The organism is Paraburkholderia sp. A1RI-2L, from assembly GCF_048957375.1.
Classification (GTDB): domain Bacteria; phylum Pseudomonadota; class Gammaproteobacteria; order Burkholderiales; family Burkholderiaceae; genus Paraburkholderia.
In genome coordinates this window covers 1,805,513-1,829,372 of the sequence record NZ_JARBTA010000001.1, presented here as the reverse complement: position 1 = coordinate 1,829,372, position 23,860 = coordinate 1,805,513, and the positions used below count along the sequence as shown (strand labels likewise).

25 protein-coding genes are annotated in these 23,860 nt (G+C 66.9%); 13 read left to right on the top strand and 12 right to left on the bottom strand.

Annotated features, from left to right (window positions below; translation table 11 throughout):
- Positions 1-117 precede the first annotated feature (117 nt).
- A complete protein-coding gene (locus PWP93_RS08500) occupies positions 118-1,392 on the bottom strand; it encodes an O-antigen ligase family protein (RefSeq protein WP_421044132.1) in 1,275 nt (424 codons plus the stop codon).
- A gap of 265 nt (positions 1,393-1,657) precedes the next feature.
- Here PWP93_RS08500 and PWP93_RS08495 point away from each other — a divergent pair, with 265 nt between their 5' ends.
- Both PWP93_RS08495 and PWP93_RS08490 read left to right on the top strand, forming a co-directional pair.
- Complete coding sequence (locus PWP93_RS08495; RefSeq protein ID WP_421045042.1) at positions 1,658-2,740, top strand: glycosyltransferase family 4 protein; 1,083 nt, start codon at positions 1,658-1,660, stop codon at positions 2,738-2,740.
- Between the two features lie 186 nt (positions 2,741-2,926).
- A complete protein-coding gene (locus PWP93_RS08490; RefSeq protein WP_421044131.1) occupies positions 2,927-3,238 on the top strand; it encodes a DUF4148 domain-containing protein in 312 nt (103 codons plus the stop codon).
- A 145-nt stretch (positions 3,239-3,383) separates the two neighbouring features.
- On the opposite strand, the gene mnmH is transcribed toward PWP93_RS08490, so the two are convergent.
- Positions 3,384-4,460: a tRNA 2-selenouridine(34) synthase MnmH gene (gene mnmH / locus PWP93_RS08485; protein ID WP_421044130.1), complete on the bottom strand. Its 1,077-nt coding sequence runs from the start codon at positions 4,458-4,460 to the stop codon at positions 3,384-3,386.
- 115 nt (positions 4,461-4,575) lie between these two features.
- Between mnmH and PWP93_RS08480 the strand changes: the two genes are divergently transcribed.
- Entirely contained in the window at positions 4,576-4,920 is a 345-nt protein-coding gene (locus PWP93_RS08480; RefSeq protein ID WP_421044129.1) for a hypothetical protein, read from the top strand.
- 72 nt (positions 4,921-4,992) lie between these two features.
- On the opposite strand, the gene rng is transcribed toward PWP93_RS08480, so the two are convergent.
- From rng to upp, 9 genes are all read right to left on the bottom strand, one after another.
- The gene (gene rng / locus PWP93_RS08475) at positions 4,993-6,462 is read right to left on the bottom strand and encodes a ribonuclease G (RefSeq protein WP_421023508.1); all 1,470 of its coding nucleotides are present in this window, start codon (positions 6,460-6,462) and stop codon (positions 4,993-4,995) included.
- Positions 6,463-6,470: 8 nt separating this feature from the next.
- Positions 6,471-7,094, bottom strand: coding sequence for a Maf family protein (locus PWP93_RS08470; RefSeq protein WP_421044128.1), 624 nt, complete (start codon positions 7,092-7,094; stop codon positions 6,471-6,473).
- Positions 7,095-7,236: 142 nt separating this feature from the next.
- Positions 7,237-7,707, bottom strand: coding sequence for a 23S rRNA (pseudouridine(1915)-N(3))-methyltransferase RlmH (rlmH, locus tag PWP93_RS08465; protein ID WP_421044127.1), 471 nt, complete (start codon positions 7,705-7,707; stop codon positions 7,237-7,239).
- Between the two features lie 125 nt (positions 7,708-7,832).
- Complete coding sequence (rsfS, locus tag PWP93_RS08460; protein WP_421023510.1) at positions 7,833-8,300, bottom strand: ribosome silencing factor; 468 nt, start codon at positions 8,298-8,300, stop codon at positions 7,833-7,835.
- 2 nt (positions 8,301-8,302) lie between these two features.
- On the bottom strand, positions 8,303-9,097 hold the full coding sequence (locus PWP93_RS08455) for a nicotinate-nucleotide adenylyltransferase (RefSeq protein WP_421044126.1): 795 nt from the start codon (positions 9,095-9,097) through the stop codon (positions 8,303-8,305).
- A gap of 4 nt (positions 9,098-9,101) precedes the next feature.
- Positions 9,102-10,076: an oxygen-dependent coproporphyrinogen oxidase gene (gene hemF / locus PWP93_RS08450; protein ID WP_421044125.1), complete on the bottom strand. Its 975-nt coding sequence runs from the start codon at positions 10,074-10,076 to the stop codon at positions 9,102-9,104.
- 363 nt (positions 10,077-10,439) lie between these two features.
- On the bottom strand, positions 10,440-11,714 hold the full coding sequence (gene purD, locus PWP93_RS08445; RefSeq protein WP_421023513.1) for a phosphoribosylamine--glycine ligase: 1,275 nt from the start codon (positions 11,712-11,714) through the stop codon (positions 10,440-10,442).
- A 187-nt stretch (positions 11,715-11,901) separates the two neighbouring features.
- Positions 11,902-12,630: a YebC/PmpR family DNA-binding transcriptional regulator gene (locus PWP93_RS08440; RefSeq protein WP_421044124.1), complete on the bottom strand. Its 729-nt coding sequence runs from the start codon at positions 12,628-12,630 to the stop codon at positions 11,902-11,904.
- Between the two features lie 565 nt (positions 12,631-13,195).
- Positions 13,196-13,846: a uracil phosphoribosyltransferase gene (gene upp, locus PWP93_RS08435; protein WP_421044123.1), complete on the bottom strand. Its 651-nt coding sequence runs from the start codon at positions 13,844-13,846 to the stop codon at positions 13,196-13,198.
- Between the two features lie 379 nt (positions 13,847-14,225).
- On the opposite strand from upp, the gene PWP93_RS08430 reads away from it, so the two are divergent.
- From PWP93_RS08430 to PWP93_RS08415, 4 genes are all read left to right on the top strand, one after another.
- Positions 14,226-15,005, top strand: coding sequence for an SDR family oxidoreductase (locus PWP93_RS08430; RefSeq protein ID WP_421044122.1), 780 nt, complete (start codon positions 14,226-14,228; stop codon positions 15,003-15,005).
- Positions 15,006-15,079: 74 nt separating this feature from the next.
- The gene (locus tag PWP93_RS08425) at positions 15,080-15,469 is read left to right on the top strand and encodes a methylglyoxal synthase (protein ID WP_421023517.1); all 390 of its coding nucleotides are present in this window, start codon (positions 15,080-15,082) and stop codon (positions 15,467-15,469) included.
- A gap of 56 nt (positions 15,470-15,525) precedes the next feature.
- Complete coding sequence (locus PWP93_RS08420; protein ID WP_421023518.1) at positions 15,526-16,500, top strand: quinone oxidoreductase family protein; 975 nt, start codon at positions 15,526-15,528, stop codon at positions 16,498-16,500.
- A gap of 187 nt (positions 16,501-16,687) precedes the next feature.
- On the top strand, positions 16,688-17,749 hold the full coding sequence (locus tag PWP93_RS08415) for an esterase/lipase family protein (protein ID WP_421044121.1): 1,062 nt from the start codon (positions 16,688-16,690) through the stop codon (positions 17,747-17,749).
- Between the two features lie 130 nt (positions 17,750-17,879).
- Here PWP93_RS08415 and PWP93_RS08410 read toward each other — a convergent pair whose 3' ends face one another.
- Complete coding sequence (locus PWP93_RS08410) at positions 17,880-18,152, bottom strand: hypothetical protein (protein WP_421044120.1); 273 nt, start codon at positions 18,150-18,152, stop codon at positions 17,880-17,882.
- Here PWP93_RS08410 and PWP93_RS08405 point away from each other — a divergent pair.
- The 6 genes from PWP93_RS08405 (at position 18,121) to kdpC (ending at position 23,766) form a co-directional block, all read left to right on the top strand.
- Positions 18,121-18,801, top strand: coding sequence for a lipase secretion chaperone (locus PWP93_RS08405; protein WP_421044119.1), 681 nt, complete (start codon positions 18,121-18,123; stop codon positions 18,799-18,801). The genes PWP93_RS08410 and PWP93_RS08405 overlap by 32 nt on opposite strands.
- Positions 18,802-18,986: 185 nt before the next feature.
- Positions 18,987-19,112: a potassium ABC transporter ATPase gene (locus PWP93_RS08400; RefSeq protein WP_421044118.1), complete on the top strand. Its 126-nt coding sequence runs from the start codon at positions 18,987-18,989 to the stop codon at positions 19,110-19,112.
- Positions 19,109-19,201, top strand: coding sequence for a K(+)-transporting ATPase subunit F (gene kdpF / locus PWP93_RS08395; protein ID WP_027819619.1), 93 nt, complete (start codon positions 19,109-19,111; stop codon positions 19,199-19,201). Before PWP93_RS08400 ends, kdpF begins: the two co-directional genes overlap by 4 nt.
- A complete protein-coding gene (kdpA, locus tag PWP93_RS08390; RefSeq protein ID WP_421044117.1) occupies positions 19,198-21,003 on the top strand; it encodes a potassium-transporting ATPase subunit KdpA in 1,806 nt (601 codons plus the stop codon). Before kdpF ends, kdpA begins: the two co-directional genes overlap by 4 nt.
- Positions 21,004-21,019: 16 nt before the next feature.
- Positions 21,020-23,131 (top strand): potassium-transporting ATPase subunit KdpB, encoded by a 2,112-nt coding sequence (gene kdpB, locus PWP93_RS08385; RefSeq protein ID WP_421044116.1) that lies wholly within the window; start codon positions 21,020-21,022, stop codon positions 23,129-23,131.
- 44 nt (positions 23,132-23,175) lie between these two features.
- The gene (gene kdpC, locus PWP93_RS08380; RefSeq protein WP_421044115.1) at positions 23,176-23,766 is read left to right on the top strand and encodes a potassium-transporting ATPase subunit KdpC; all 591 of its coding nucleotides are present in this window, start codon (positions 23,176-23,178) and stop codon (positions 23,764-23,766) included.
- The last annotated feature ends 94 nt before the right edge of the window (positions 23,767-23,860 follow it).

Here is a 23,860-nt window from a genome sequence, read left to right as displayed (position 1 = left end):
GATGCCGGGCGCTTGCTTGCTGTCTGATCGACTAGCTGATCGTGACTATCCGATTGGTCCCGATTGGTCCCGATTGGTCCCGATTGGTCCCGATTGGCAGGCGCGTCGTCCGAATGATCAGCGGCTTGCCGCGCCGCCTTCGAGTTCGCGCTTGCGCGACACGACGATCGCCATGAAAACGGTGGTGAGCAGCGAGATCAGGACGACCACCTGAATCGGCACCAGCACGTCGATGGTGAGCCCGAAAAGGATCGTGCTGAACGACACTGCGAGGCCGCTGCAGCCGGCAGTGCGGATGACCGAATCCGCGGCGCGGCACGCGCGCCAGAAATAGACCGACGTGCCGAAGTAAAGCAGCAGCAGGGCCGCCGCGCCCATCGCGCCCATTTCGGCGATGGCCGAGAAGAAGTCGCTGTGCGCGCGCTCATTGACGATCTGCTGGCTCGCCTCGCCGTGCTGGGCGAGATCGCCGAGCGCGTGTTCCAGCCGGCCCTTGCCCACGCCATAGACCGGATGGCGCTTGAACAGCATGATCGAGGCGTTCCAGAGCTGCAGGCGCAGGCCCACCGAGGTGTCCTTGTTGCCGCGCTGCATGAGGGCGAAGTCGCTGCCGGCGTCGGCCACGCGGTGGCGGATGCCGTTGGTCGCGAACAGTGCGCCGGTCGCGGCGGCGAGCAGCACCAGCGTCACGACGACACGCTTCCAGTGTGAAAACCATCCGTACTGCACGCCGAGCAGGAGCGCGAACACGGGAACCGCGATCCAGCCGCCGCGCGTGCCCGACAGATAGGAGACGAAGCCGCCCGCGACGAGCGCGGCGAGCTTGACGACGAGCGCGAGTGGGCGCGCCTTGCGGTCCCAGCCGAAGGTGAACACCGAGAGGAAAGCGAACAGCAGGGCGGTGTCGCCGAATGGAATCGCGTTCGTGTAGTAGTTCGAGAGGCGCTCGGTGTCGTTCCAGCCGCCTGGGGGGCGGTCGATGAAAACCCAGGCGCTCGCCGCGAGCGCGCCCAGCGCGCAGCCCCAGCCGATGACCGTGAGATGGCGCGAAGGCAGGCGGCTTAGCAGCAGAAAGATCGGCAGCGCGAGCGCGAAGCGCGAAAGCGCGTCGAACTGGTGCGGCGCCCAGTAGCCGAGCAGCGGCTGCTGGAGCGCGACCACGGCGACCGGCGCGAGCATCGCGGCGGTGTACCAGCGGTATTCGCGCCAGGGTGCGAAATAGCCGCCGTCGTGCCGATTCACGTACGCGCCATGAAGCGCGAACGCGAGCAGCAGGAAAAAGCAGTAACCCGTTCCGCCGCGCCAGACCAGATTCGTGGCGGGTCCAATCACGAGCAGCAGGGTAACGATTGGAGCCAGGCGGCGAAGATAGGTCGTCGTATCGTAATTCATGTCGGCCGGCACAAATCGGACGGGCAGTCAGTGGTCATGCCGGCGGAGCCGGACAGGCGCAACTGCCCTTAAACCGATCGATTATACCGGAGCGGATTTTGGGTATGCGCGATGCTCTGACAGAGATGCGGCCCGCCGTATTGTGGGCGTCGTCCCGCATCGGGTGAGGCGCCGCCTGGTCCGCTGCGGCATTGGGTGGAACTGGCGCCTTATAATCGGCCCACGCGAGAACTGCGCACAAAATAATTCACATGTCGGACGGGTCATGAAGGTTGGAATCTCCTGCAACGCGCTCAAGCACAGCGGCGGCCTGGAACGCTACGCGATGGACCTTATCCGGGGTCTCGCCGCACGCGGCGTGCGGCCCGTGTTTTTTGCGCGCAAGTTCGATCCCTCCGTGCCGGAATACGCGCTCGTGGAGCCACACCGCATCAACGTTTCCTTGCTGCCGGGAAAGCTGCGCGACATGTGGTTTTCGCGGCGGCTGGCCACCTTGCGCCGTCGCGCGGGCGTGGACGTGCTGATCGGCTGTAACCGGGTGGATGGCTCAGAGATCGCCATTTGCGGCGGCACGCACCGCGGCTTTCTGCGTGCGATGAGGCGCCCGATGCGCGGCTCCGACAGCCGGCAAATCGCGCTCGAAAGCCAGCAATATGCGCGATCGCGCGTGATCGTCGCGCATTCTGAATTGATGCGTTCCGAACTTCGCGAATTGTATGGGGTGGACGAGGCGAAGATCCGCGTGCTCTGTCCGCCTGTGGATGGCGAACGCTTCTCGCCCGTGGATGCCGGCACGCGCGCTGCGCTGCGCCGTCAATATGGGTTCGGCGACCACGAAACGGTCTTGCTGTTTGCGTCGAGCAGCCATGAGCGCAAAGGCTTGCCGCTCATCGAGCAGGCACTTGCCGCGCTGGATCTGCCGGTCGTGGTGGCCGTGGCGGGGCGTCCGCCTGAGCGCGCGAGCGCGCGCGTGCGCTATCTCGGCTATGTGAAGGATCTCGAAAACGCCTATCGCGCGGCCGATTACTCGATCCTCGCGTCGACCTACGAGCCGTTCGGGCTCGTTGGCATCGAATCGGTGATGTGCGGCACGCCGGTGATCTTTTCGTCGAATATCGGCTGCTGCGACGCCATCGGCGACAGCGCCAAATATCTGTTTCGACCCGGCGATGCCGCCGATCTGCGCCGTGCGATCGAGGCGGCCGTCGCGGCGCGCGGACGGCGCGTCGACCCGGCCGACGCGGGTGACCCATGCGGTCCCCCTCCCGCCGTCCTGTACGACGCCACCGTGCAGGCACACGTGGACGCGCTGCTCGAACTCATGGCGGACATCTCCCCGACCCGCTAGTTCGAGCCTCGCGCCGCCCACGCACGACGCACGGCGTCTTCAGTGATTCTTCTGCGGTCTGGAAAAGTCCTCCATGGTTTTAGGCGTTAACCCTGGGTTCTGACAGGCATACGATGCGTACATCGGCCGCATGCACAGACAAACAGTCGCACATCGGCCGCCCTGAACCAACTGGAGGTCGTAATCATGAAGTCCCTGATTCAAGCCGTTGCTGTTGCCGCTGTCCTCGTTGCTCCCGTCGCTTCGTTCGCCCAGTCGCACTCGACCATCACCCGCGCTCAGGTGCGCGAAGAACTCGTGCAGTTGCAGAAGGCCGGTTACCACGTCGGGGACGGCGATCAGGTGCATTACCCCGAAGCGATTCAGGCCGCCCAGGCCAAGGTGGCCGCGATGAATGCCAACAGCGCCTACGGCGGTGTCGCGAACGCGACGGAATCGGGGGCGCGCGGCGCGAAGGTGTCGGCGGAGGACTGGAACGCGATGTATGCGCATCCCTAAGCCATCGGCGCCGCTCCAATACCGGCTCGATGACCGCCGCGCCGCCAGAGGGCGCACCGCCAGAGGGCGCGCGGTCAAAGGACGGAGCGGCGTGTGAAGATTGCCCGCTGGCGATTGCCCAGGCCGCAGACAAACGCCGGCCGGGCTATCGCACCGACATCTCGCCGGGCAGATTCGCGGCGTGCAGTTGCGTGAGCAGCGCGCGCGCTTCTTCGATTGGCTCTCCCGTCATCGGATGAAACACGAAACGCAGCGCCGTCGCCAGCGTTGGATAGTGTTTGCGCGTGCTGCGTGAGTACGCGGGATCGTAGTGCTCGGTCACGAGCGTCTCGGACAGCGCCGCGTGGCGGCCTTCCTCCAGCAGACGGCACCACGACTCGATGCGCTCGCGTCCATGCAGCGGCGTGAGCTTCAGCAGTTGCTCGCGGAAGTAGGCCGCGTCACTGAGCAGGTGGCCATAATCCGCGAGCAGAAGCGCCACGCGCTCCTCGAGCGCGACCTCGACCATGACGCACGGTGCCGCGTGGATGCCCTCCACCAGCGCGACAGGCAGCGTGATCGCGCCGATGCGCCGGCTTTCCGCTTCCACGAACACGGGCTGCCCGGGGTCGAACGTGCGCAGTTGCTGCACGAGCGCCGTGTCGAACGACTTTTGCGCGGGCTGCGCGCGCGTGGGCAGCGCGCCGAGCAGCGAGCCGCGATGCGCGGCAAGCGCTTCGAGATCGAGCGTTTGCGCGCCGGCCTGGCCGAGCGCCTGCAACAGGCGCGTCTTGCCGCTGCCCGTGGGCCCCGCGAGCACGATGTAGCGCAAGCTACCGGGCAGCATGCCGAGCGCCTCGACCACGGCGTTCCGGTAGGTCTTGTAGCCGCCTTCGAGCTGCCGCGCGCGCCAGCCGATCATGTTGAACATGGTCGTCATCGACCCCGAGCGCTTGCCGCCGCGCCAGCAATAGACGAGCGGGCGCCAGTTGCGCGGACGATCGGCGAAAGTCGTGTCCAGATGCATGGCGATATTGCGTGCGGCGATAGCCGCGCCTACGCGCGTGGCGTCGAAGGGCGAATTCCTGTACATCGTGCCGATGAGCACGCGCTCCTCGTTGCTGAGCACGGGGGCGTTGATCGCGCCGGGCACATGGTCCTCGGCGTATTCGAGCGGCGTTCTCACGTCGATGATCTCGTCGAACTCGCCGAGTTGGGAAAGGGTGGCGCGCTGGTGATTCAACTGCGGTGCTCCGTTAGGGCGTGCGACGGCCCTGCGCTGGTGTCGCGCAGGGCCAATAGCGAATGATATACGGTGCGAAGGCCGACGGCGGTGTGGGGGCAGGCGGCGGTGCGGCGTGCGGCTCCCACGATGTCAGCACAATGCCGAATGCAGAGTCCGGGTTTACTTCGCGCGCGCGTTCGACCGTGCGGCGGCGGGAGAGGACATCGAGGAACGGCCCGTCACCTTCATGTCGTTCGAGGAAATGACCGCCGCGCTGACGCCCCGGCGCATTGAACTGCTGCATTATCTGCATCGCGAGGAAGCGGAGAGCGTGATAGCGCTCGCGCGGGCACTGAAGCGCGACTACAAGCGCGTGCGTGAGGACGTGGCGACAGTGGAGGCGGCCGGGCTTATCGTGCGCGAAGGCGGGCGGTTGCGCGCGCCGTGGGACACACTCTCGGCGGAACTCACGCTTTAAACGGCGTTGTGCCTGGAACCCCGTCTAGCGGCGTTTAGGGGCGCACACCGACTCGAGTAATCCCGCAGCCCCCTACATCAGCACAATATCGTACTGCTCCTGACTCAGGTTCGACTCCACCTGCAACGACACGGGCTTGCCGATGAAGTCGATCAGCATCGCGAGATGCTGCGACTCTTCCTCGAGAAATAAATCGATCACCTGCTGCGAAGCCACGACGCGAAATTCGCGCGGATTGAACTGGCGCGACTCGCGCAGGATCTCGCGCAGCACGTCGTAGCACACGGTGCGCGCGGTCTTCACCTGCCCCTTGCCAAGGCAGGTCGGGCAGGGCTCGCACAGCACATGCGCGAGCGATTCGCGCGTGCGCTTTCTCGTCATCTCCACGAGGCCGAGTTGCGAGAAGCCGTTCACGGTCACGCGCGTGCGGTCGCGCGAGAGCGCTTTCTTCAACTCGCCGAGCACCTGATCGCGGTGCTCGACGTTCTCCATGTCAATGAAGTCGATGATGATCACGCCGCCCAGATTGCGCAGCCGCAACTGGCGCGCGATGGTGTGCGCCGCTTCGAGATTGGTCTTGAAGATCGTGTCGTCGAAGTTGCGCGCTCCCACGTAGCCGCCCGTGTTCACGTCGATCGTTGTCATCGCCTCGGTCTGGTCGATCACGAGGTAGCCGCCCGACTTGAGGTCCACGCGCCGCGAGAGCGCGCGCTGGATCTCGGCCTCGATGTTGTAGAGGTCGAAGAGCGGCCGCTCGCCCGTGTAGTGATGCAGCTTCGCCAGCACGGCGGGCGTGAATTCGGTGGCGAACTCGGTGAGCTTCTGGAACGTTTCGCGCGAATCGACCTGAATGCGCGAGGTCTCGTCGTTCACGAAGTCGCGCAGCACGCGCTGCGCGAGATTGAGGTCTTGATAGAGCAGGCTCGTGGCCGGCATGCGCTGCGACTGCGCGAGGATCGTCGTCCACGTTTTGCGCAGGTACGCGACATCGGCGGCGAGCTCCTCGCTGGTGGCGTCTTCGGCGATGGTGCGCACGATATAGCCGCCTTTCTCGTCGGCGGGCAGCACGGCGGTCAGGCGCGCGCGCACGGCTTCGCGCTCCGCCTCGCTTTCGATCTTCTGCGAGATGCCGATGTGCGGCTCCTGCGGCAGATACACGAGCGTGCGGCCCGCGATGCTCACCTGCGTCGAAAGACGCGCGCCCTTGGTGCCGATCGGATCCTTCACGACCTGGACCATCAGCGTTTGCCCTTCGAACACGGTCTTTTCGATGGGCTGATGATGCACGCTTGCATGCGCCTCGCCCGCGATGCGCGGATGCCAGATATCGGCAACGTGGAGGAACGCGGCGCGCTCGAGGCCGATGTCGATGAACGCCGACTGCATGCCCGGCAGCACGCGCACGACCTTGCCGAGATAGACATTGCCGACGCGTCCGCGCGACAGCGTGCGTTCGACGTGAAGCTCCTGGACTGCACCTTGCTGGACCAGCGCAACACGCGTCTCCTGAGGCGTGACGTTGATCAGGATTTCTTCGTTCATGATTGCTTTTAGAAGTCGATGCCGGCGGCGCGCAGGAGGGCGGCCGTTTCGAAAAGCGGCAAACCCATGATACCCGAATAGGACCCGTCGATTCGCTCGACGAACTCGGCGGCGCGCCCCTGGATGCCATATGCGCCGGCCTTGCCGAACGGCTCGCCGCTCGCGACGTAGCGTGCGAGCGCGGCGGGCAGCGCAGGGGCGAAACGCACGTGCGAGCGCGACAGCACAAGCGGCAGGCACACGCCTTCCGCGTTGACCACAGCCACGGCGGTGAGCACTTCATGCTCGCGGCCGGCAAGCCGTTCGAGCATCGCGTAGGCATCGGCTGCGTCGTGCGGCTTGCCGAGGATATGGCCGTCCATGCTCACTGTGGTGTCGGCGGTGAGAATCGGCGCATGCTCGTGGGCGCCCGCAACGAGCCGGGCGCGCGCGGCATCGGCTTTGGCGGCGCACACGCGCTCGACATAGACGGCGGCGGACTCGCCGGGCAGCACGGCTTCGAGCGACTCGGCGTCTTCGTCGGGGCGCGGCAGCAGCAGCTCGAAGCGCACGCCGAGCTGTTGCAGCAGTTCCTGGCGGCGCGGGCTCTGTGAGGCGAGATAGACGAACGGATAGGGCGCGGTAGTGGTCATCGGGGCGTTTTTACGTCTTGATGAGGCGGGGATCGGGCTCACGCGGCTTTACGCAGCTTCACACGGGTTCGCACCTGCGAGGGCGGCCGCGGCACGTGGGTCTCCGCGGCGCGCATTCCGGCGGACGCCATGCGCGAGCGCTTCAAACGCGATGATAGGGGTGATTCTGCGTGATGGTCCACGCGCGGTAAAGCTGCTCGGCAAGCAGCACGCGCACCATCGCATGGGGCAGCGTGAGGGAGGACAGGCGCAGCAGCGTATCGGCGCGCGTCTTGATCTGCGGATCGAGCCCATCCGCCCCGCCGATCAGGAACGCCACGTCGCGCCCGTCCTGCTGCCATCCGGGCAGCGCCTGGGCGAGCTGCATGGTGGTCCAGTCCTTGCCGCGTTCGTCGAGCGCAACGATGCGCGCGTTCTTCGGCAACGCGGCTTCGATGCGCGTGCGCTCGGCGGCCATCACGCTTTCGGCCGAACGCCCCGACGAGCGCTGCTCGGGCTTTACCTCGCGCAACTCGATGCGCAACTCGGGCGGCATGCGCTTCGTGTATTCCTCGAAGCCTTCGGCCACCCAGTCCGGCATCTTGTGCCCAACGGCGACGATATGCAGTTTCATGATGCTAAACGAATGCGTGTGGCCCATGTGGCGCGCTTGTGAGATCGCTGCGTGCTCAACGTATTGATCGATGTGCTCATCAACGTATATTCAGCATGCGCGTTCACTTCGCGTGGATGGTGGAATTACTTCGCGCTGCGACGCGATGCGGCCTTGCGCGCGGGCTTCTTCACGGCGGGCAGGTCGACTTCTTCGTCGTCTTCGTCGTCGATCGGCTCGCTCGGGCGCGCGCCCGTGAAGCCCGTGTTGGCCGCGAGCTTCACGCGCACCGGCTTGTCGCCCCAGATCTCTTCGAGGTTGTAGTACTGGCGCAGCGCGGGCTGCAGGATGTGGACGACCGCGTCGCCGCAATCGACCAGCACCCATTCGCCGATGTCCTCGCCTTCGGTGCTGACGATGTCGCCGCCGGCTTCCTTGACCTTCTCGCGCACGCTGTTGGCGAGCGCCTTGGTCTGGCGGTTCGAGGTGCCGCTCGCGACGATCACGCGATCGAACAGCTCGGTCAGATGGCTCGTGTTGAAGACGCGAATGTCCTGTGCCTTGACGTCTTCGAGACCGTCGACGATGGCGCGTTGAAGTTTGCGGATGTCCATATTTACCCGTGATGCCTGTACAAATGATGTTGAAGGATGTAGTCCCACACTGCTGCGGGGACCTTGTCGGCGGCGCGGCCACCGCGTGGTTCAGTCGTCGAGGGCGAGTGTGCGGGCGCCCCGGCCTGTACCGCCCGGGTTGTCTGCGCCGCCACGCGCGCGCCCAGTTCGCGCCGGATTTCGGTGGCCGAAATGTCGAACGCGAGCGTGGCGTCGATCAGCAGATGCCCGCAGCGCGTGGCCGCGAGCGTGGCGGCGCTGGCGCGCCGCGCGGCCACTTCCGCCGACACGGCGTCTGGCAGCGCCGCGAAATTGAAGCCTGGCCGGCTCGCCACGCCCAGATGCGCGAGCGCGAACAGCTCGCGCCACGCATGCCACGAATCGAGGTGCAGCAGTTGATCGGCGCCCATCAGCAGCGTGAGCGCCGCCTGTGCGTTGCTTTCGCTGCGTGCGCGCCAGCGGCGCAGCGTCTCCACCGTATAGGTGGGGCCGTCGTGCTCGATCTCGTCGGTGCTCACGCTGACCGTGACGCCCGGCAGCACGAGCGAGGCCGCCGCCGCGCGCGTCATCGCAAGGCGATGAACGGCGGCGCTCACTTCGGGCTTCTGCCAGGGCTGGCCGGCGGGCAGCAGGATCAGTTCGGTCAGGCCGAGCACGCGCGCGAAATGGCGCGCGAGCGCGAGATGGCCCTCGTGTATCGGATCGAAGGTGCCGCCGAGCAGGCCCACGCGGCGCGCGAGCGCCGCAGGGGGGGCGCCGGCTGGCGCACTCGCGGTGGCGGACAGGTGTTGCGTCACGGCGTCAGATCCAGTCGCGCACCGGCAGGAAGTCGGTGTACAGGCGCGCTTCGGGCGTGCCCGGCTGCGGCTGCCAGTCGTAGCGCCAGTTCGCGGAGGGCGGCATCGACATGAGGATCGACTCGCTGCGCCCGCCGCTTTGCAGCCCGAAGTGCGTGCCGCGATCCCAGACCAGATTGAACTCGACGTAGCGGCCGCGCCGGTACGCCTGGAATTCGCGTTCGGCTTCGCCATAAGGCGTGGCGCGGCGCTTTTCGATAATCGGCAGATACGCCTTCAGGAAGCCTTCGCCCACGCTGCGCAGCATCGCGAATGCCTGGTCGAAGCCGCCTTCGGCGTAATCGTCGAAGAAGATGCCGCCCACGCCGCGCGCCTCGTTGCGGTGCTTGAGGAAGAAATATTCATCGCACCAGCGCTTGAAGCGCGGGTAGAGATCCGCGCCGTAGGGCGCGAGCGCGTCGCGGCAGACGCGGTGGAAATGCTGCGCGTCTTCCTCGAAGCCGTAATAGGGCGTGAGATCCATGCCGCCGCCGAACCAGAACACCGGCGCCTCGCCGGCTTTGGTGGCGAGCAGCATGCGCACGTTCATGTGCACGGTCGGGCAGTACGGATTGCGCGGATGCAGCACGAGCGAAACGCCCATCGCCTCGAAGCCGCGCCCATTGAGCTCGGGGCGCGCGGCCGTGGCCGAGGGCGGCAGGGCGTCGCCCGCGACGTCGGAAAAACCGATGCCGCCGCGCTCGAAGAACTGGCCGCCTTCGAGAATGCGCGTGCAGCCGCCGCCGCGCAGCTTCTCGCCGGGCTCGCGCTGCCATGCGTCGGTGGCGAAGGGCGTGCCGTCGAACGCACCGAGCGTGTCGGCGATCTGCGTCTGCAGGCCCGAGAGCCAGGCGCGTACGGCGGCGCTATCGTGGGTTGCGCCTGCGGTTGCGCCTGCGGGCGTAACGGGGCTAGAGCCGTTTTGAGTCGGTTCGGTCATCGGTGGGCGGGCGAGGCGGCGGGGCCGGCACTGCGCCAGGATTGGGTTCGGAATCGGGGTGCGGGTCGCGCGGCGCGGCCGCTAGCGGCAAGCTTACGCCGTTCGGCGCGGCTTCGCGGTTATGCCGCCCATGCGGCGGCCGCTTGTTGCACTGCTTGTTGTGCCGCTTACCGTGCTGCTCGGGGGCGGGCCGGCGCTACAGCGTTCGTCTTGCCTGCGTGGCGGGCAACGGCAGGTTCGCCCGCTGTCGCCGGCCAGCGTGCGCTGGCTTCAGGCAGTTCGCCATGCGGTGAGGCGCCCGCCGCGCAGCCTGGCCGAAATCAGGCCGGGCCGCGCTCGAGCGCCGTGCCTGCGCCTGGCACCTTACTGCTTGCGTCCAGCGGCGCGATAGCCGATGTCGTGGCGATACTGCATGCCGTCAAACGAAATGCGGTTCACCGTTTCGTAAGCCACCTTCTGCGCGCTGCGCACGGAATCGGCGAGGCCCACCACGCACAGCACACGTCCGCCCGAGGTCACGAGCTTGCCGTCCACGAACTGCGTGCCCGCATGGAACGTAACCGAAGCATCGGTCTCGGCGGGGATGTCGTTGATGCGGTCGCCCTTGCGCGGCGTGTCCGGGTAATTGTGCGCGGCCAGCACGACGCCGAGTGCGGTGCGGCGGTCCCATTCGAGCTCGACCTGGTCGAGCGTGCCCGCAATCGCGTGCTCCACGACCTTCGAGAAGTCGCCCTTCAGGCGCGCCATGATCGGCTGCGTTTCCGGGTCGCCCATGCGGCAGTTGAATTCGAGCGTCTTCGGGTTGCCCTGCGCGTCGATCATCAGGCCCGCGTAGAGGAAGCCCGTATAGCGGATGCCCTCCTTCTCCATGCCCGCCACGGTCGGCAGAATGATTTCGCGCATCACGCGCGCGTGCAGCTGCGGCGTGACGATGGGCGCGGGCGAGTAGGCGCCCATGCCGCCCGTGTTCGGGCCCTGGTCGCCGTCTTGCAGGCGCTTGTGGTCCTGGCTCGAAGCGAGCGCGAGCACGTGCTTGCCGTCCACCATGACGATGAAGCTCGCTTCCTCGCCTGCGAGGAATTCCTCGATCACCACGCGCGCGCCGGCGTCGCCGAGCTTGTTGTCGGCGAGCATCATGTCGATGGCCTGATGCGCTTCTTCCAGCGACATCGCCACCACCACGCCCTTGCCCGCGGCGAGGCCATCGGCCTTGATCACGATGGGCGCGCCGTTTTTCTCGACGTAGGCGTGCGCGGCCGTGGCGTCCGAGAAGGTCTCGTAGGCGGCCGTGGGGATGTGGTGGCGCTTCATGAACGCCTTGGCGAAGTCCTTCGAGCTTTCGAGCTGCGCGGCCTCCTTCGTGGGGCCGAACACCTTCAGGCCGCGCTGGCGGAACACGTTGACGATGCCGGCCGCGAGCGGCGCTTCCGGCCCGACCACGGTGAGGGCGACCTGTTCGCGCTCGGCGAAATCGGCGAGCTCGTTGATGTCCGTGATGTCGACGTTGGCGAGCCGCTCGTCCTGCGCGGTGCCGCCGTTGCCCGGTGCGACGTAGACGAGCTGGACGCGCGGCGACTGCGCAAGCTTCCACGCCAGCGCATGTTCGCGGCCGCCAGAACCGACGACGAGTAACTTCATGTAAATCCCCGAAAGACCAGAACCAGAAACAGTTGCGGCCGGCGCGTCAATGCGCCGGCCGTGAAAGCGTCGGTGCGGCGAAGCGCCGGGCGGCCACGCGCCGTGCGGCGAATCGCAGACCCGCGACTCAAGTGCGCCCGAGCGTGGCGCGGCCGGTCAGCCGCGGCGCCCGCCCGGCGCGAGCCGCTTATTCCTCGTCGATCGACGCGTTGGTATACACCTCCTGGACATCGTCCAGGTTTTCGAGCGCGTCGAGCAGCTTTTGCATCTTCACCGCGTCGTCGCCCGTGAATTCGACTTCCGTTTGCGGCTTCATCGTGACTTCGGCCATTTCGGCCTTGAAGCCCGCGCCTTCGAGCGCGTCCTTCACTTTCTGGAAGTCGTTGGGCGGGCAGATCACCTCGATGCTGCCGTCGTCGTTCGTGACGACGTCGTCGGCGCCCGCTTCGAGCGCGGCGTCCAACAGCTTGTCTTCGGGCGTGCCCGGCGCGAACAGGAACTGGCCGACGTGATCGAACATGAACGACACCGAGCCGTCCGTGCCCATGTTGCCGCCGAACTTCGAGAACGCGTGGCGCACTTCCGCGACGGTGCGGGTGCGGTTGTCGGTCATGGTGTCGACGATCACCGCCGCGCCGCCGATGCCGTAGCCTTCGTAGCGGATTTCCTCGTAATTCGCGCCGTCGACGCCGCCCACGCCGCGCTGGATCGCGCGGTTGATGTTGTCCTTGGGCATGTTGGCGTCATAGGCCTTGTCCACGGCCAGGCGCAGGCGCGGGTTCGAGTCGATCTCGCCTCCGCCCATGCGCGCCGCGACCTGGATTTCCTTGATGAGCCGCGTCCAGACCTTGCCGCGCTTCGCGTCAGCAGCCGCCTTCTTGTGCTTGATGTTGGCCCATTTCGAATGACCCGCCATACCTTTCTCCGTCGCACGCTTCACGCGTGCATGGTGCAGTTGTCGTTACCGCAGTTTTCAATACGATGCCGGGGCCGGCGTGGTGCGCTCATGCGTGCGCGGCCCATGCTTGCCTGCCGGTGTGTCCATCCGTGAGTGTCTGTCTGCCCGATGCCGGTCGCCCGCAGCCGGTCGCACGTCGCTCACTCGTCGCGCGGCGGGCGCTCGCGCGTGCGGCCGGGCTTGCCGGTGGCGCTTTGTGCGGGACGCGCGCCGGGGGCGCGTCAGGCGCATTGGGGCGCGTTTCGCGAAGTCCTGGGGACTTTTGGGGACAGTCAGGCAGACCCGGTCGGGCCAGACCCGGTCGGGCAGACCTGAATTTTATCACGCCGGGCTCGCTCGGCCGCACCCCTCGACGGCCTGGATGCGCCAGAGCGGGGATTTCGCGCGCGCGAACGGCGGCGAAGCAGGGCCAACGCGGGCCCGAAGGGGGATCGACGCAGGCCTGGATGGGGGCGAAACGGGCCCGAAGAGGGATCGACGCAGGCCCGAAACGGGGCGGCGAGGGCGCTGCCCCCCAGCGGCATCAGTTCTTGGTGCCGAACAGGCGGTCGCCGGCGTCGCCGAGACCCGGGACGATATAGGCGTGCTCGTTCAGGTGCGTGTCGAGCGAGGCCACGTAGAGCCGCACGTCCGGATGCGCCTGCTGAAACACTTCGACGCCTTCGGGCGCGGCCACCAGCGCGAGGAAGCGAATGCGCACGCCCGGCACGCCGCGGCGCTTGAGCACGTCGATTGCGTGCACCGCCGAGTAGCCGGTCGCGACCATCGGATCGCACAGGATGAAGGTGCGGTCCTCGAGGTCGGGCAGGCGCACGAGGTACTCGACCGGGCGGTGGTCGTCGGCGCGATAGACGCCGATATGGCCCACGCGCGCCGACGGGATCAGCTCGAGCAGCCCGTCGGACATGCCCACGCCCGCGCGCAGCACCGGCACGATCGCGAGCTTCTTGCCGGCGATCACCGGCGCGTCGATCTCGACGAGCGGCGTTTGCACGCGGCGGGTGGTGACCGGCAGCTCGCGCGTGATTTCGTAGCCCATCAGCAGCGTGATCTCGCGCAGCAGCTCGCGGAACGTGCGAGTGGACGTGTCCCTGTCGCGCATGTGGCTGAGCTTGTGCTGGATCAGCGGGTGATCGAGGATGAAGAGATTCGGAAAGCGGCTGTCCTGTTTCATGGCGGGGCGCACGAGGCTGCAAGGGGTGTGGGGGTGTCGGCCGCGGCGCTGCCGGCTGCCTGGGTTCGGCGGGGCTCGCGCGAGCGCTGGGCCGCGCTACAGGCGCAAGTATACGAGAACCGGGCAGGAACGGAGCGCGATTGGTGCCGTGCTGGGGGCGCGCCGGGGCCACGCTGCGCGACCCGCGACCCGCGACCCGCGACCCGCGACCCGCGAGCCGCGACCCGCGGCTCGCGGCTCGCGGCGTCCCACGCGCCGCGCGATTCTTCTAGAATCGCAAAATTGGGTGCGCCGGCCGCCGCAATGGCGCAGTGGCGCGCGGTGGCCTCGCAATCCCCGCCGTCACCGATTCGTCACGCCAACCACAAGGACCGTAAAGATGGACATGGGTATCGCAGGACGCAGCGCGCTGGTGTGCGCCGCAAGCAAGGGACTGGGGCGCGGCTGCGCCGAGGCGCTCGCGGCCGAGGGCGTGAACGTGACGATCGTCGCGCGCACGGCGCAAACGCTCGAGGAAACCGCTGCGCGGATTCGCGCGACGACCGGCGTCGAGGTCAAGGCCGTGGCCTGCGACATCACCACCGAGGCCGGGCGCGCCGCCGCGCTGGCCGCCTGCCCGGCGCCGGACATTCTCGTGAACAATGCGGGCGGCCCGCCGCCGGGCGACTTTCGCACCTACACGCACGAAGCCTGGCTCGCCGCGCTCGAAGCGAACATGCTGACGCCGATCGCGCTGATCCAGGCCACTATCGACGCCATGAGCCAGCGCGGCTTCGGGCGCATCGTCAACATCACGAGTTCCTCGGTGAAGGCGCCCATCGATGTGCTCGGCCTCTCGAACGGCGCACGCTCGGGCCTCACGGGCTTCGTTGCGGGCGTCGCGCGCCAGGTCGCGGCGACGGGCGTGACGATCAACAATCTGCTGCCGGGCTCGTTCGACACCGACCGCATCCAGGCCACCATCGTCGCGCAATCGAAGGCGAGCAATCTGTCGCTCGACGAAGTGCGCGCGCGCCGCGTGAAAGCGATTCCGGCAGGCCGCTTCGGCATGCCCGAGGAATTCGGCCGCGCCTGTGCGTTCCTGTGCAGCGTCCATGCGGGCTATATCACGGGACAAAACTGGCTGATCGACGGCGGCGCGTATCCAGGAACGTTCTGATCCGGTACGTTCTGTGTCGCGCGCGGCCACGCGCGCGACACACTCAAACTCATCGAAATACAAGGAAGAAGGCCATGCCTACCCGCGTCGCGCTGATCGCGCACGATCACAAGAAGGACGACATCGTCAAGCTCAGCGGCGAGTACGTCGACACGCTGCGCCGCTGCGAACTGCTCGCGACCGGCACGACGGGCGGGCGCATTGCGGCAGCACACGGCCTGAACGTCGAGCGCATGCTTTCGGGCCCGCACGGCGGCGACCTGCAGATCGGCGCGCAACTCGCCGAGGGCAATGTCGACGTGGTGATCTTCCTGCGCGATCCCATGACTCCGCAGCCGCACGAGCCCGACATCAACGCACTCGTGCGTGCCTGCGACGTGCATGACGTGCCGTGCGCGACCAACATCTCGACGGCGCGCATGATCCTCGACGTGCTCACGCTGCGTCTGAAAGACGAGATCTGAGCGCCGCGTCGCCCGGTTTGCAGAACGACCATCATTCACAGGACGAAGGAGGCAGCATGACCAAGGCAATCCGTTACGAGAAGACCGGCGGCCCCGAAGTGATGAAGTGGGTGGACGTCGAGGTGGGCGCGCCGGGCGAGGGCGAAATCCGCGTGAAGCAGCGCGCCTGCGGACTCAATTACATCGACGTGTACTTTCGCACCGGGCTCTATCCGCAGCCGCTGCCCGCCGGGCTCGGCATGGAGGCCGCGGGCGAAGTCGTGGCGGTGGGCCCGGGCGTCACGCTCGTGAAGCCGGGCGATCGCGTGGCGTATGTCGGGCGTCCGCCGGGCGCGTATGCGCAGGAGCGCGTGCTGCGCGCGGACCAGGTGATCCGGCTGCCCGATGCGATCAGCGACGAGCAGGCCGCCTCCATCATGCTGCAAGGCCTGACCGCGCAATATCTGCTGCGCCGCACGTACCGCGTGAAGGCCGGCGACACGATCCTGATCCAGGCCGCCGCAGGCGGCGTGGGTCTCATCGTGTGCCAGTGGGCCAAGGCGCTCGGCGCGACCGTGATCGGCACGGTGGGCTCGGACGAGAAGGCCGCCATCGCGAAGGCGCACGGCTGCGATCATGCGATCGTCTATACGCGCGAGGACTTCCACAAGCGCGTGCGCGAGATCACGAACGGCGCGGGTGTGCCCGTGGTGTACGACTCGATCGGCAAGGATACGTACACGAAGTCGCTGGACTGCCTTGCGCCGCTCGGCCTGTTCGTGAGCTTCGGCAATGCGTCGGGGCCGCTGCCGCCCATCGACTCGTCGGAGTTCGCAGGGCGCGGCTCGCTCTTCTTCACGCGCCCGACGCTCTTCACCTACATCGCGAAGCGCGCCGATTATGAGGCGATGAGCGCCGAGTTGTTCGAGGTGGTCGCCTCGGGCAAGGTCAAGACCTCGATCAATCAGCGCTATGCGCTGCAGGACGTGGGCCAGGCTCATGCCGATCTCGAGGCGCGCCGCACGACCGGCTCGACCGTTTTACTGCCCTGAGCGATAGACGATGCCCGATGGGGCGGGGCTGCCGGCTCCGCCCCGTTCGAACGGGCCGACGGCTTTCCATGTTCCGGCGCTGACTTATATCAGTTATTGACAAGACTGAAATTGGATCATTCCGTGCTCCTGATTATCCTGCGAGGCCGGCCTGCGCCGGATACGACCATGGGCAAGGGGATCCAGCATGATACGTTCAACCAGATTCTGTACCGCGGCGGGCGCGCTCACGCTCTGCGCCGCTCTGTTCCTTTCTCAGCCAAGGCCTGCCGCCGCCGCGCCCGCCGTCGACCAATATGCGGCAACCAGGTATCCGATCATCCTCGTGCACGGCCTGACCGGCACCGACAAGATCTTCGGCATGATCGACTATTGGTATGGCATCGCGTCGGATCTGCAAAGCCACGGTGCGCAGGTCTACACGGCGAACGTGTCGAGCTTCCAGGCCGACGACGGACCCAATGGCCGTGGCGAGCAGCTCCTCGCCTACGTCAAGCGTGTGCTCGCCGCGACCGGCGCGCAGAAGGTCAACCTCATCGGCCATAGCCAGGGCGGTCTCACGTCGCGTTACGTCGCCGCGGTGGCGCCGCAACTCGTCGCCTCCGTGACGACCATCGGCACGCCGCATCGCGGCAGCGAGTTCGCCGACTTCGCCGTCGACCAGTTGAACCGCGATCCCAGCGGCAAGTCGTCGGAGGCCGTGGCCGCATTCCTCAACATGTACGGCGTGCTTTCGAACAGCGCGCACATCACGAACCAGGATGCGCTGCTCGCGCTGCGCACCCTCAGAACCGACTCGGCCGCGCACTTCAACCAGCGCTTCCCGAGTGCCGGCCTTGGCGCGCCCGGTTCGTGCCGGACCGGTGCGGCGAGCGAGACGGTTGGCGGCCACAAGCACCTACTGTACTCGTGGTCGGGCTCGGCCATCCAGCAGCAGGCGCGTCTCGGCAGCATGGTCGTCGTGAAGGACGCGAGCGTGCTGCCGCTGATCGATCCGGCCGTCGGCCTCGACATGACGACACCTGCGCTGCTCCTGACCGGCACCGTGATGCTCGGGCGGAACTCGGGTGTGAATGACGGCCTCGTGTCGACGTGCAGTTCGTTGTACGGCCAGGTGATTGGCGTGAACTACAAGTGGAATCACGTGGACGAGATCAACCAGTTGTTCGGCATTCGCGGCGCCTACGCCGAAGACCCCGTCGCCGTGATTCGTACGCACGCCAACCGTTTGAAGTTGCAGGGCGTCTGAGTGATGGCGCGGGCAAGACGCAGCAGGCGGGGCGTCGTGGCGGTTGCCGCGATTGCGGTGGCGGCGGCCGTGGCCGCTTGGGTTGCATTGACCGGCGCGAACCGCGTGGAGCGTGACGATGGCGGGGCGCTCACCGCGTGGCGGCCGGTGCCGAGCGCACCGCCGCCGGCCTCGCGCGCTCCGAGGCGGTGCCGCGGGCCGGGCCCGATCGGCTGCCGGCCGCGCTGCCGGCGCGAGTGCGCCGCGCTTGCCGACCGATGGCCGTGGCTATCTCGCGCGCGACCCGCAGGTGCGCCTCTTCTTCGATTACTGCGTGAGCGCGCAAACCGATCTGGGCGCGGCCGGGCTCGACGCCTTCGTTGCGCGCGAGATTGCCGCGCAGCTCGAAGGTACGCCGGCCCAAGCCGAGGCTCGTCGTCTGGCAGCGCTATCAGGCCTGGCGGGCCGCGCTCGCGCAACTGCCGGAGCCGGCTGCCGGCGCGGCCGCCAGCGCCACCCGGATCGACATCGATGCGTTGCGCAATACGCTCGCGCAGCGCGCGGCGCTCGCGAGCCGCGAACTCGGTGAATGGAGCGAGCCATTTTTCGGCGCGCAGTTCGCGTTGCAGCGTTACGAAGTCGAGCGCCTCGCCATCGGTCTCGATGGCGCGCTCCCGGAAGCCGAAAAGCGGGCGCGCCTTGCGGCGCTGGATCAACAGTTGCCGGCTGCCGAGCGCGCGCTGCGCGAGCAGGCCAGGGCGCAAGACGCGGTGCTCGACCAGATTTCCACCTTGCAGGACGCCCATGCATCGCCGGACCAGATGCGCTCGGAACTGACCTCCGTGCTCGGCGCCCAAGCGGCGGGGCGCGTGGCGCGGATGCAGCAGGACGACGACGCGTGGCGGGCAAAATATGCCGAGTACGCATCTCAGCGCATGCAGATCGAGGCGGCCCAGGCTGCCGGCGCGGCGCGCGATGCATCGATTGCACAGTTGCGTGAACGCATCTTCACCGAGCCCGGCGAAGCCCTGCGTGCGGCCTCGCTCGGTCGCCAGCCGGGTAGCGTCGACTAGCCGGAGGGCCTTTCTTTTTACCTCTCTTGCCGCTCCGTTTGCCTCATGAGCCTTGGATGGCGCCATCCACGGCGCCCGTCCGCGTTTACGCGATTTTTATACGCGCACCAAAACCTTTGATCCGGATTTAACGCGATACACCGTACCTTACCGCCATCCGTCATCCGCGAATGGAGAACACGACAATGGATGTGCTGTATATCGGGGGGCTGGCGGTCTTCGCCGCGCTCACTTACGCGTTGATCGCCGGCTGCGGGAAGCTTATGCAGTACCGCCGCGCGGATCGGGGCGAAACGGGGGCGCGCTCATGACCTGGATCTTCTGGCTATCGGGGGCGGCGACGCTGTTGCTGTTCGTTTATCTCGTCCATGCGCTGCTGCGCGCGGAGGATATCGAATGAACACCGACAATTTGTTGCAAGCGGGGATTTTCATCGTCGTCCTGCTGGCGCTTGCGGTGCCGGTCGCGGGCTATATCACGCGCGTGCTCGACGGGCGCTCGCGTGTCGTGCGTTGCTTCGCGCCGCTCGAGAATCTGCTTTACCGCATCGCCGGCGTCGACCCGAGCGCCGAGATGAACTGGAAGCGCTATGCGCTCGCCACCATCTCGTTCAACGTGCTGGGCGTGGGCCTTCTTTATGTGCTGCTGCGCGTGCAAGGTCGGCTGCCAGGCAATCCTCAAGGCTTCGGCGCGATGACGCCGGACGGCGCGTTCAACACCGCCGTGAGCTTCGTGACCAACACGAACTGGCAGGACTACACGCCCGAGCAGACCGTGAGCTACCTCACGCAGATGCTCGGCTTGACGGTGCAGAACTTCCTTTCGGCGGCCACCGGCATCGTCGTGGTGATCGCGCTGATTCGCGGCTTTGCGCGCCACTCGGCGCAAACCATCGGCAACTTCTGGGTGGACCTCACGCGCACGACGCTTTACATCCTCGTGCCGATGGCGGCGATCATCGCGGCGCTACTGATGAGCCAGGGCGTGATCCAGAACTTCAAGCCGTATCAGGCGGTGCCCACGCTCCAGACCACCACCTACGCCGCGCCCAAAGTCGATGCGCAGGGCAATCCGGTCAAGGACGCGCAGGGCCATCCCGTCACCGTCGACACGAAAGTCACTTCGCAGACGCTCGCCATGGGTCCGGTCGCCTCGCAGGTCGCGATCAAAATGCTCGGCACCAACGGCGGCGGCTTCTTCAACGCGAACTCGGCGCATCCGTACGAGAATTCCACGCCGTTCTCGAGCGTCGTCGAAACGTTGGCGATCCTGATCATTCCGGCGGCGCTGTGTCTCGTGTTCGGCAATGTCGTGGGCGACCGCAGGCAGGGCGTCGCGGTGCTCGCGGTGATGACAATTGCATTCGCCGTCGCGGTGGGCGTCGAGCTTTCGGCGGAGCAGGCGGGCAATCCGCTGCTGGCGTCGCTGAACGTCGATCAGCACGCCAGCGCGTTGCAAGCCGGCGGCAACATGGAGGGCAAGGAAACGCGCTTTGGCGTTGCGCAGACGGGCATCTTCGTCGTGGCGACCACGGCGGCTTCGTGCGGCGCGGTGAACGCGATGCACGACTCGCTCACGCCGCTCGGCGGTCTCGTGCCGATGCTCTTCATCCAGCTTGGCGAAGTGATCTTCGGCGGGGTGGGCTCGGGCCTCTACGGCATGCTCGTGTTCGCGCTGCTGGCGGTGTTCGTGGCGGGTCTGATGATCGGGCGCACGCCCGAGTACGTGGGCAAGAAGATCGAGTCGTTCGAGATGAAGATGGTGGCGATCGTCGTGCTGCTCACGCCGATGCTGGTGCTGCTCGGCACCTCGATCGCCGTGCTCGCCGACGCGGGCAAGGCGGGCATCGCCAACCCCGGCGCGCATGGCTTCTCCGAGATCCTCTACGCGTTCAGCTCCGCCGCCAACAACAACGGCAGCGCGTTCGCGGGGCTTTCTGTCAACACGCCGTTCTACAACTGGCTGCTCGGCATCGCGATGTGGTTCGGCCGCTTCGGCACCATCGTGCCGGTGCTCGCCATCGCGGGCTCGCTCGCGGGCAAGAAGCGCATTGCCGTGACGGGCGGAACGCTGCCCACGCATGGACCGCTCTTCGTCGTGCTGCTGCTCGGCACTGTGCTGCTGGTGGGCGCGCTCACCTATGTGCCGGCGCTCGCGCTCGGCCCGGGTGTGGAGCATCTGATCATGATGGGCGTGCATTGAACGGGAACATCATCAAATGACACAACATAGTGCAACACGGTCCATGTTCGATCCGGCGCTCGTGCGCCCGGCCATCGTGGACTCGTTCAGGAAACTCAATCCGCGCACCCAGTTGCGCAACCCGGTGATGTTCTGCGTCTACGTGGGCAGCGTGCTCACGACGATCCTCTGGGTCGCCGCGCTCATGGGCCAGGCCGAGGCGCCCGCGGGTTTCATTCTCGTCATCGCGCTGTGGCTGTGGTTCACGGTGCTGTTCGCGAACTTCGCGGAGGCGCTGGCCGAAGGGCGCTCGAAGGCGCAGGCCGCATCGCTGCGCCAGGCCAAGAAAGACGTGATGGCCAAGAAGCTCAACGAGCCGCATCCGAAGGCGCCGATCCGCATCATGACCGCGTCCGATTTGCGGCGCGGCGACGTGGTGCTGGTCGAGACCGGCGACACCATTCCCGCCGACGGCGAGGTGATCGAGGGCGTGGCCTCGGTGGACGAATCGGCGATCACGGGCGAATCGGCGCCGGTGATCCGCGAATCGGGCGGCGACTTTTCGTCGGTCACGGGCGGCACGCGCGTGCTCTCGGACTGGATCGTCGTGCGGGTGACGGCCAACCCAGGCGAGGCATTTCTCGACCGCATGATCGCGATGGTCGAGGGCGCCAAGCGCCAGAAGACGCCCAACGAGATCGCGCTGACGATTCTGCTGGTTGCGCTGACCATCGTGCTGCTGCTCGCGACCGCGACGCTGTTGCCGTTCTCGATGTTCTCGGTCGAGGCAGCGAAGATGGGCCACGTGGTGACGATCACGGTGCTCGTCGCGCTGCTCGTGTGCCTGATTCCGACCACCATCGGCGGGCTGCTTTCGGCGATCGGCGTGGCGGGCATGAGCCGCATGATGCAGGCCAACGTGATCGCCACGTCGGGCCGCGCGGTGGAAGCCGCCGGCGATGTGGACGTGCTGCTGCTCGACAAGACCGGCACGATCACGCTCGGCAATCGCCAGGCGTCGGCGTTCGTGCCCGCGCCCGGCGTGACCGAGGAAGCGCTCGCGGACGCCGCACAGCTCGCCTCGCTCGCCGACGAAACACCCGAAGGCCGCAGCATCGTGGTGCTCGCGAAGCAGCGCTTCAACATTCGCCAGCGCGACATGGGCGGGCTGCACGCGGTGTTCCTCGCCTTCAGCGCGCAGACGCGCATGAGCGGCGTGGACCTGTCGCCCGAGGGCACGGCGCCCGGCACGCATGCCCGCGAGATCCGCAAGGGCGCCGCCGATGCGATCAAGCACTATGTCGAAGGCCAGGGCGGCCGCTTTCCCACGGAAGTCAACACGGCAGTGGACGACGTCGCGCGCCGCGGCAGCACGCCGCTGGTGGTGGCGGAGATGCACGACAAGGTCGCGCGCGTGCTCGGCGTGATCGAGTTGAAGGACGTGGTGAAGGGCGGCATCAAGGAGCGTTTCGCCGAACTGCGCAAGATGGGCATCAAGACCGTGATGGTGACGGGCGACAACCGCCTGACCGCCGCCGCGATCGCCGCCGAAGCGGGCGTGGACGACTTCCTCGCACAAGCGACGCCCGAGACCAAGCTCGCGACGATCCGCGCGCACCAGGCGCAAGGCAAGCTCGTGGCGATGACCGGCGACGGCACCAACGACGCGCCGGCGCTCGCGCAGGCCGACGTGGCGGTGGCGATGAACACCGGCACCCAGGCCGCGAAGGAAGCGGGCAACATGGTCGATCTCGACTCGAACCCGACCAAGCTCATCGAGATCGTCGAGATCGGCAAGCAGATGCTCATGACGCGCGGCTCGCTCACGACCTTCTCGATCGCCAACGACGTCGCCAAGTACTTCGCGATCATTCCGGCGGCGTTCGCGACGACCTATCCGCAGTTGCGCGTGCTCGACGTCATGCATCTGAGCTCGCCGTCGTCGGCGATTCTCTCGGCGGTGACTTTCAACGCGCTCATCATCGTGATGCTGATTCCGCTCGCGCTCAAGGGCGTGAAGTACCGGCCGCTCGGCGCCGCGACGCTGCTGCGCCGCAATCTGCTGATCTACGGCCTCGGCGGCATTCTCCTGCCGTTCCCGTGCATCAAGCTGATCGACATGGTGCTCACCGCGTTCGGCTGGGTTTGACAGTCGCACGTTATCTGATGCTATCTGATGAACAGGAATCCAGAATGAAAGCGCAGTTTCGACCTCTTATCGTGATCTTCGCCGTGCTCGCGGCGATCACCGGTCTCGTGTATCCGGCCGTGATGACCGCGTTCGGCCAGGCGGTGTTTCATCGACAGGTGAACGGCAGTCTTGTCGAGGTGAACGGCAAGGTGGTGGGCAGCAAGCTGATCGGCCAGCAGTTCGATGCGCCCCAGTACTTCTGGGGCCGTCTCTCGGCCACGGCGCCGAATCCATACAACGCGGCCGGTTCCGGCGGCTCGAACCTCGGCCCGACCAACCCGGCGCTCGCCGACGAAGTCAAAGGCCGCATCGCGGCGCTCAAGGCCGCGGGCACCGATGTTTCGCAGCCCGGGTCGCAACCTGTTCCCGCCGATCTCGTGACCTCGTCGGCGAGCGGGCTCGATCCCGAGATCTCGCCGGCCGCCGCCGCGTACCAGGTGCCACGCGTGGCCAGGGCGCGCCACTTGAGCACGAACGACGTGCAGGCGCTCGTGGATCGCTATACCCGGGGACGCCAGTTCGGCGTGTTCGGCGAGCCGCGCGTGAACGTGCTCGAACTGAACCTCGCGCTCGACGGCAAGACGGCGAGCTGAACTATGACGCGACGCCGAAGGCTGATGGCAGCCGGGCGCCGCATGCCGCCTCGGCAGCATGCGGCGCCTGCTGTTTGCTTATTCAGTGCCGCGG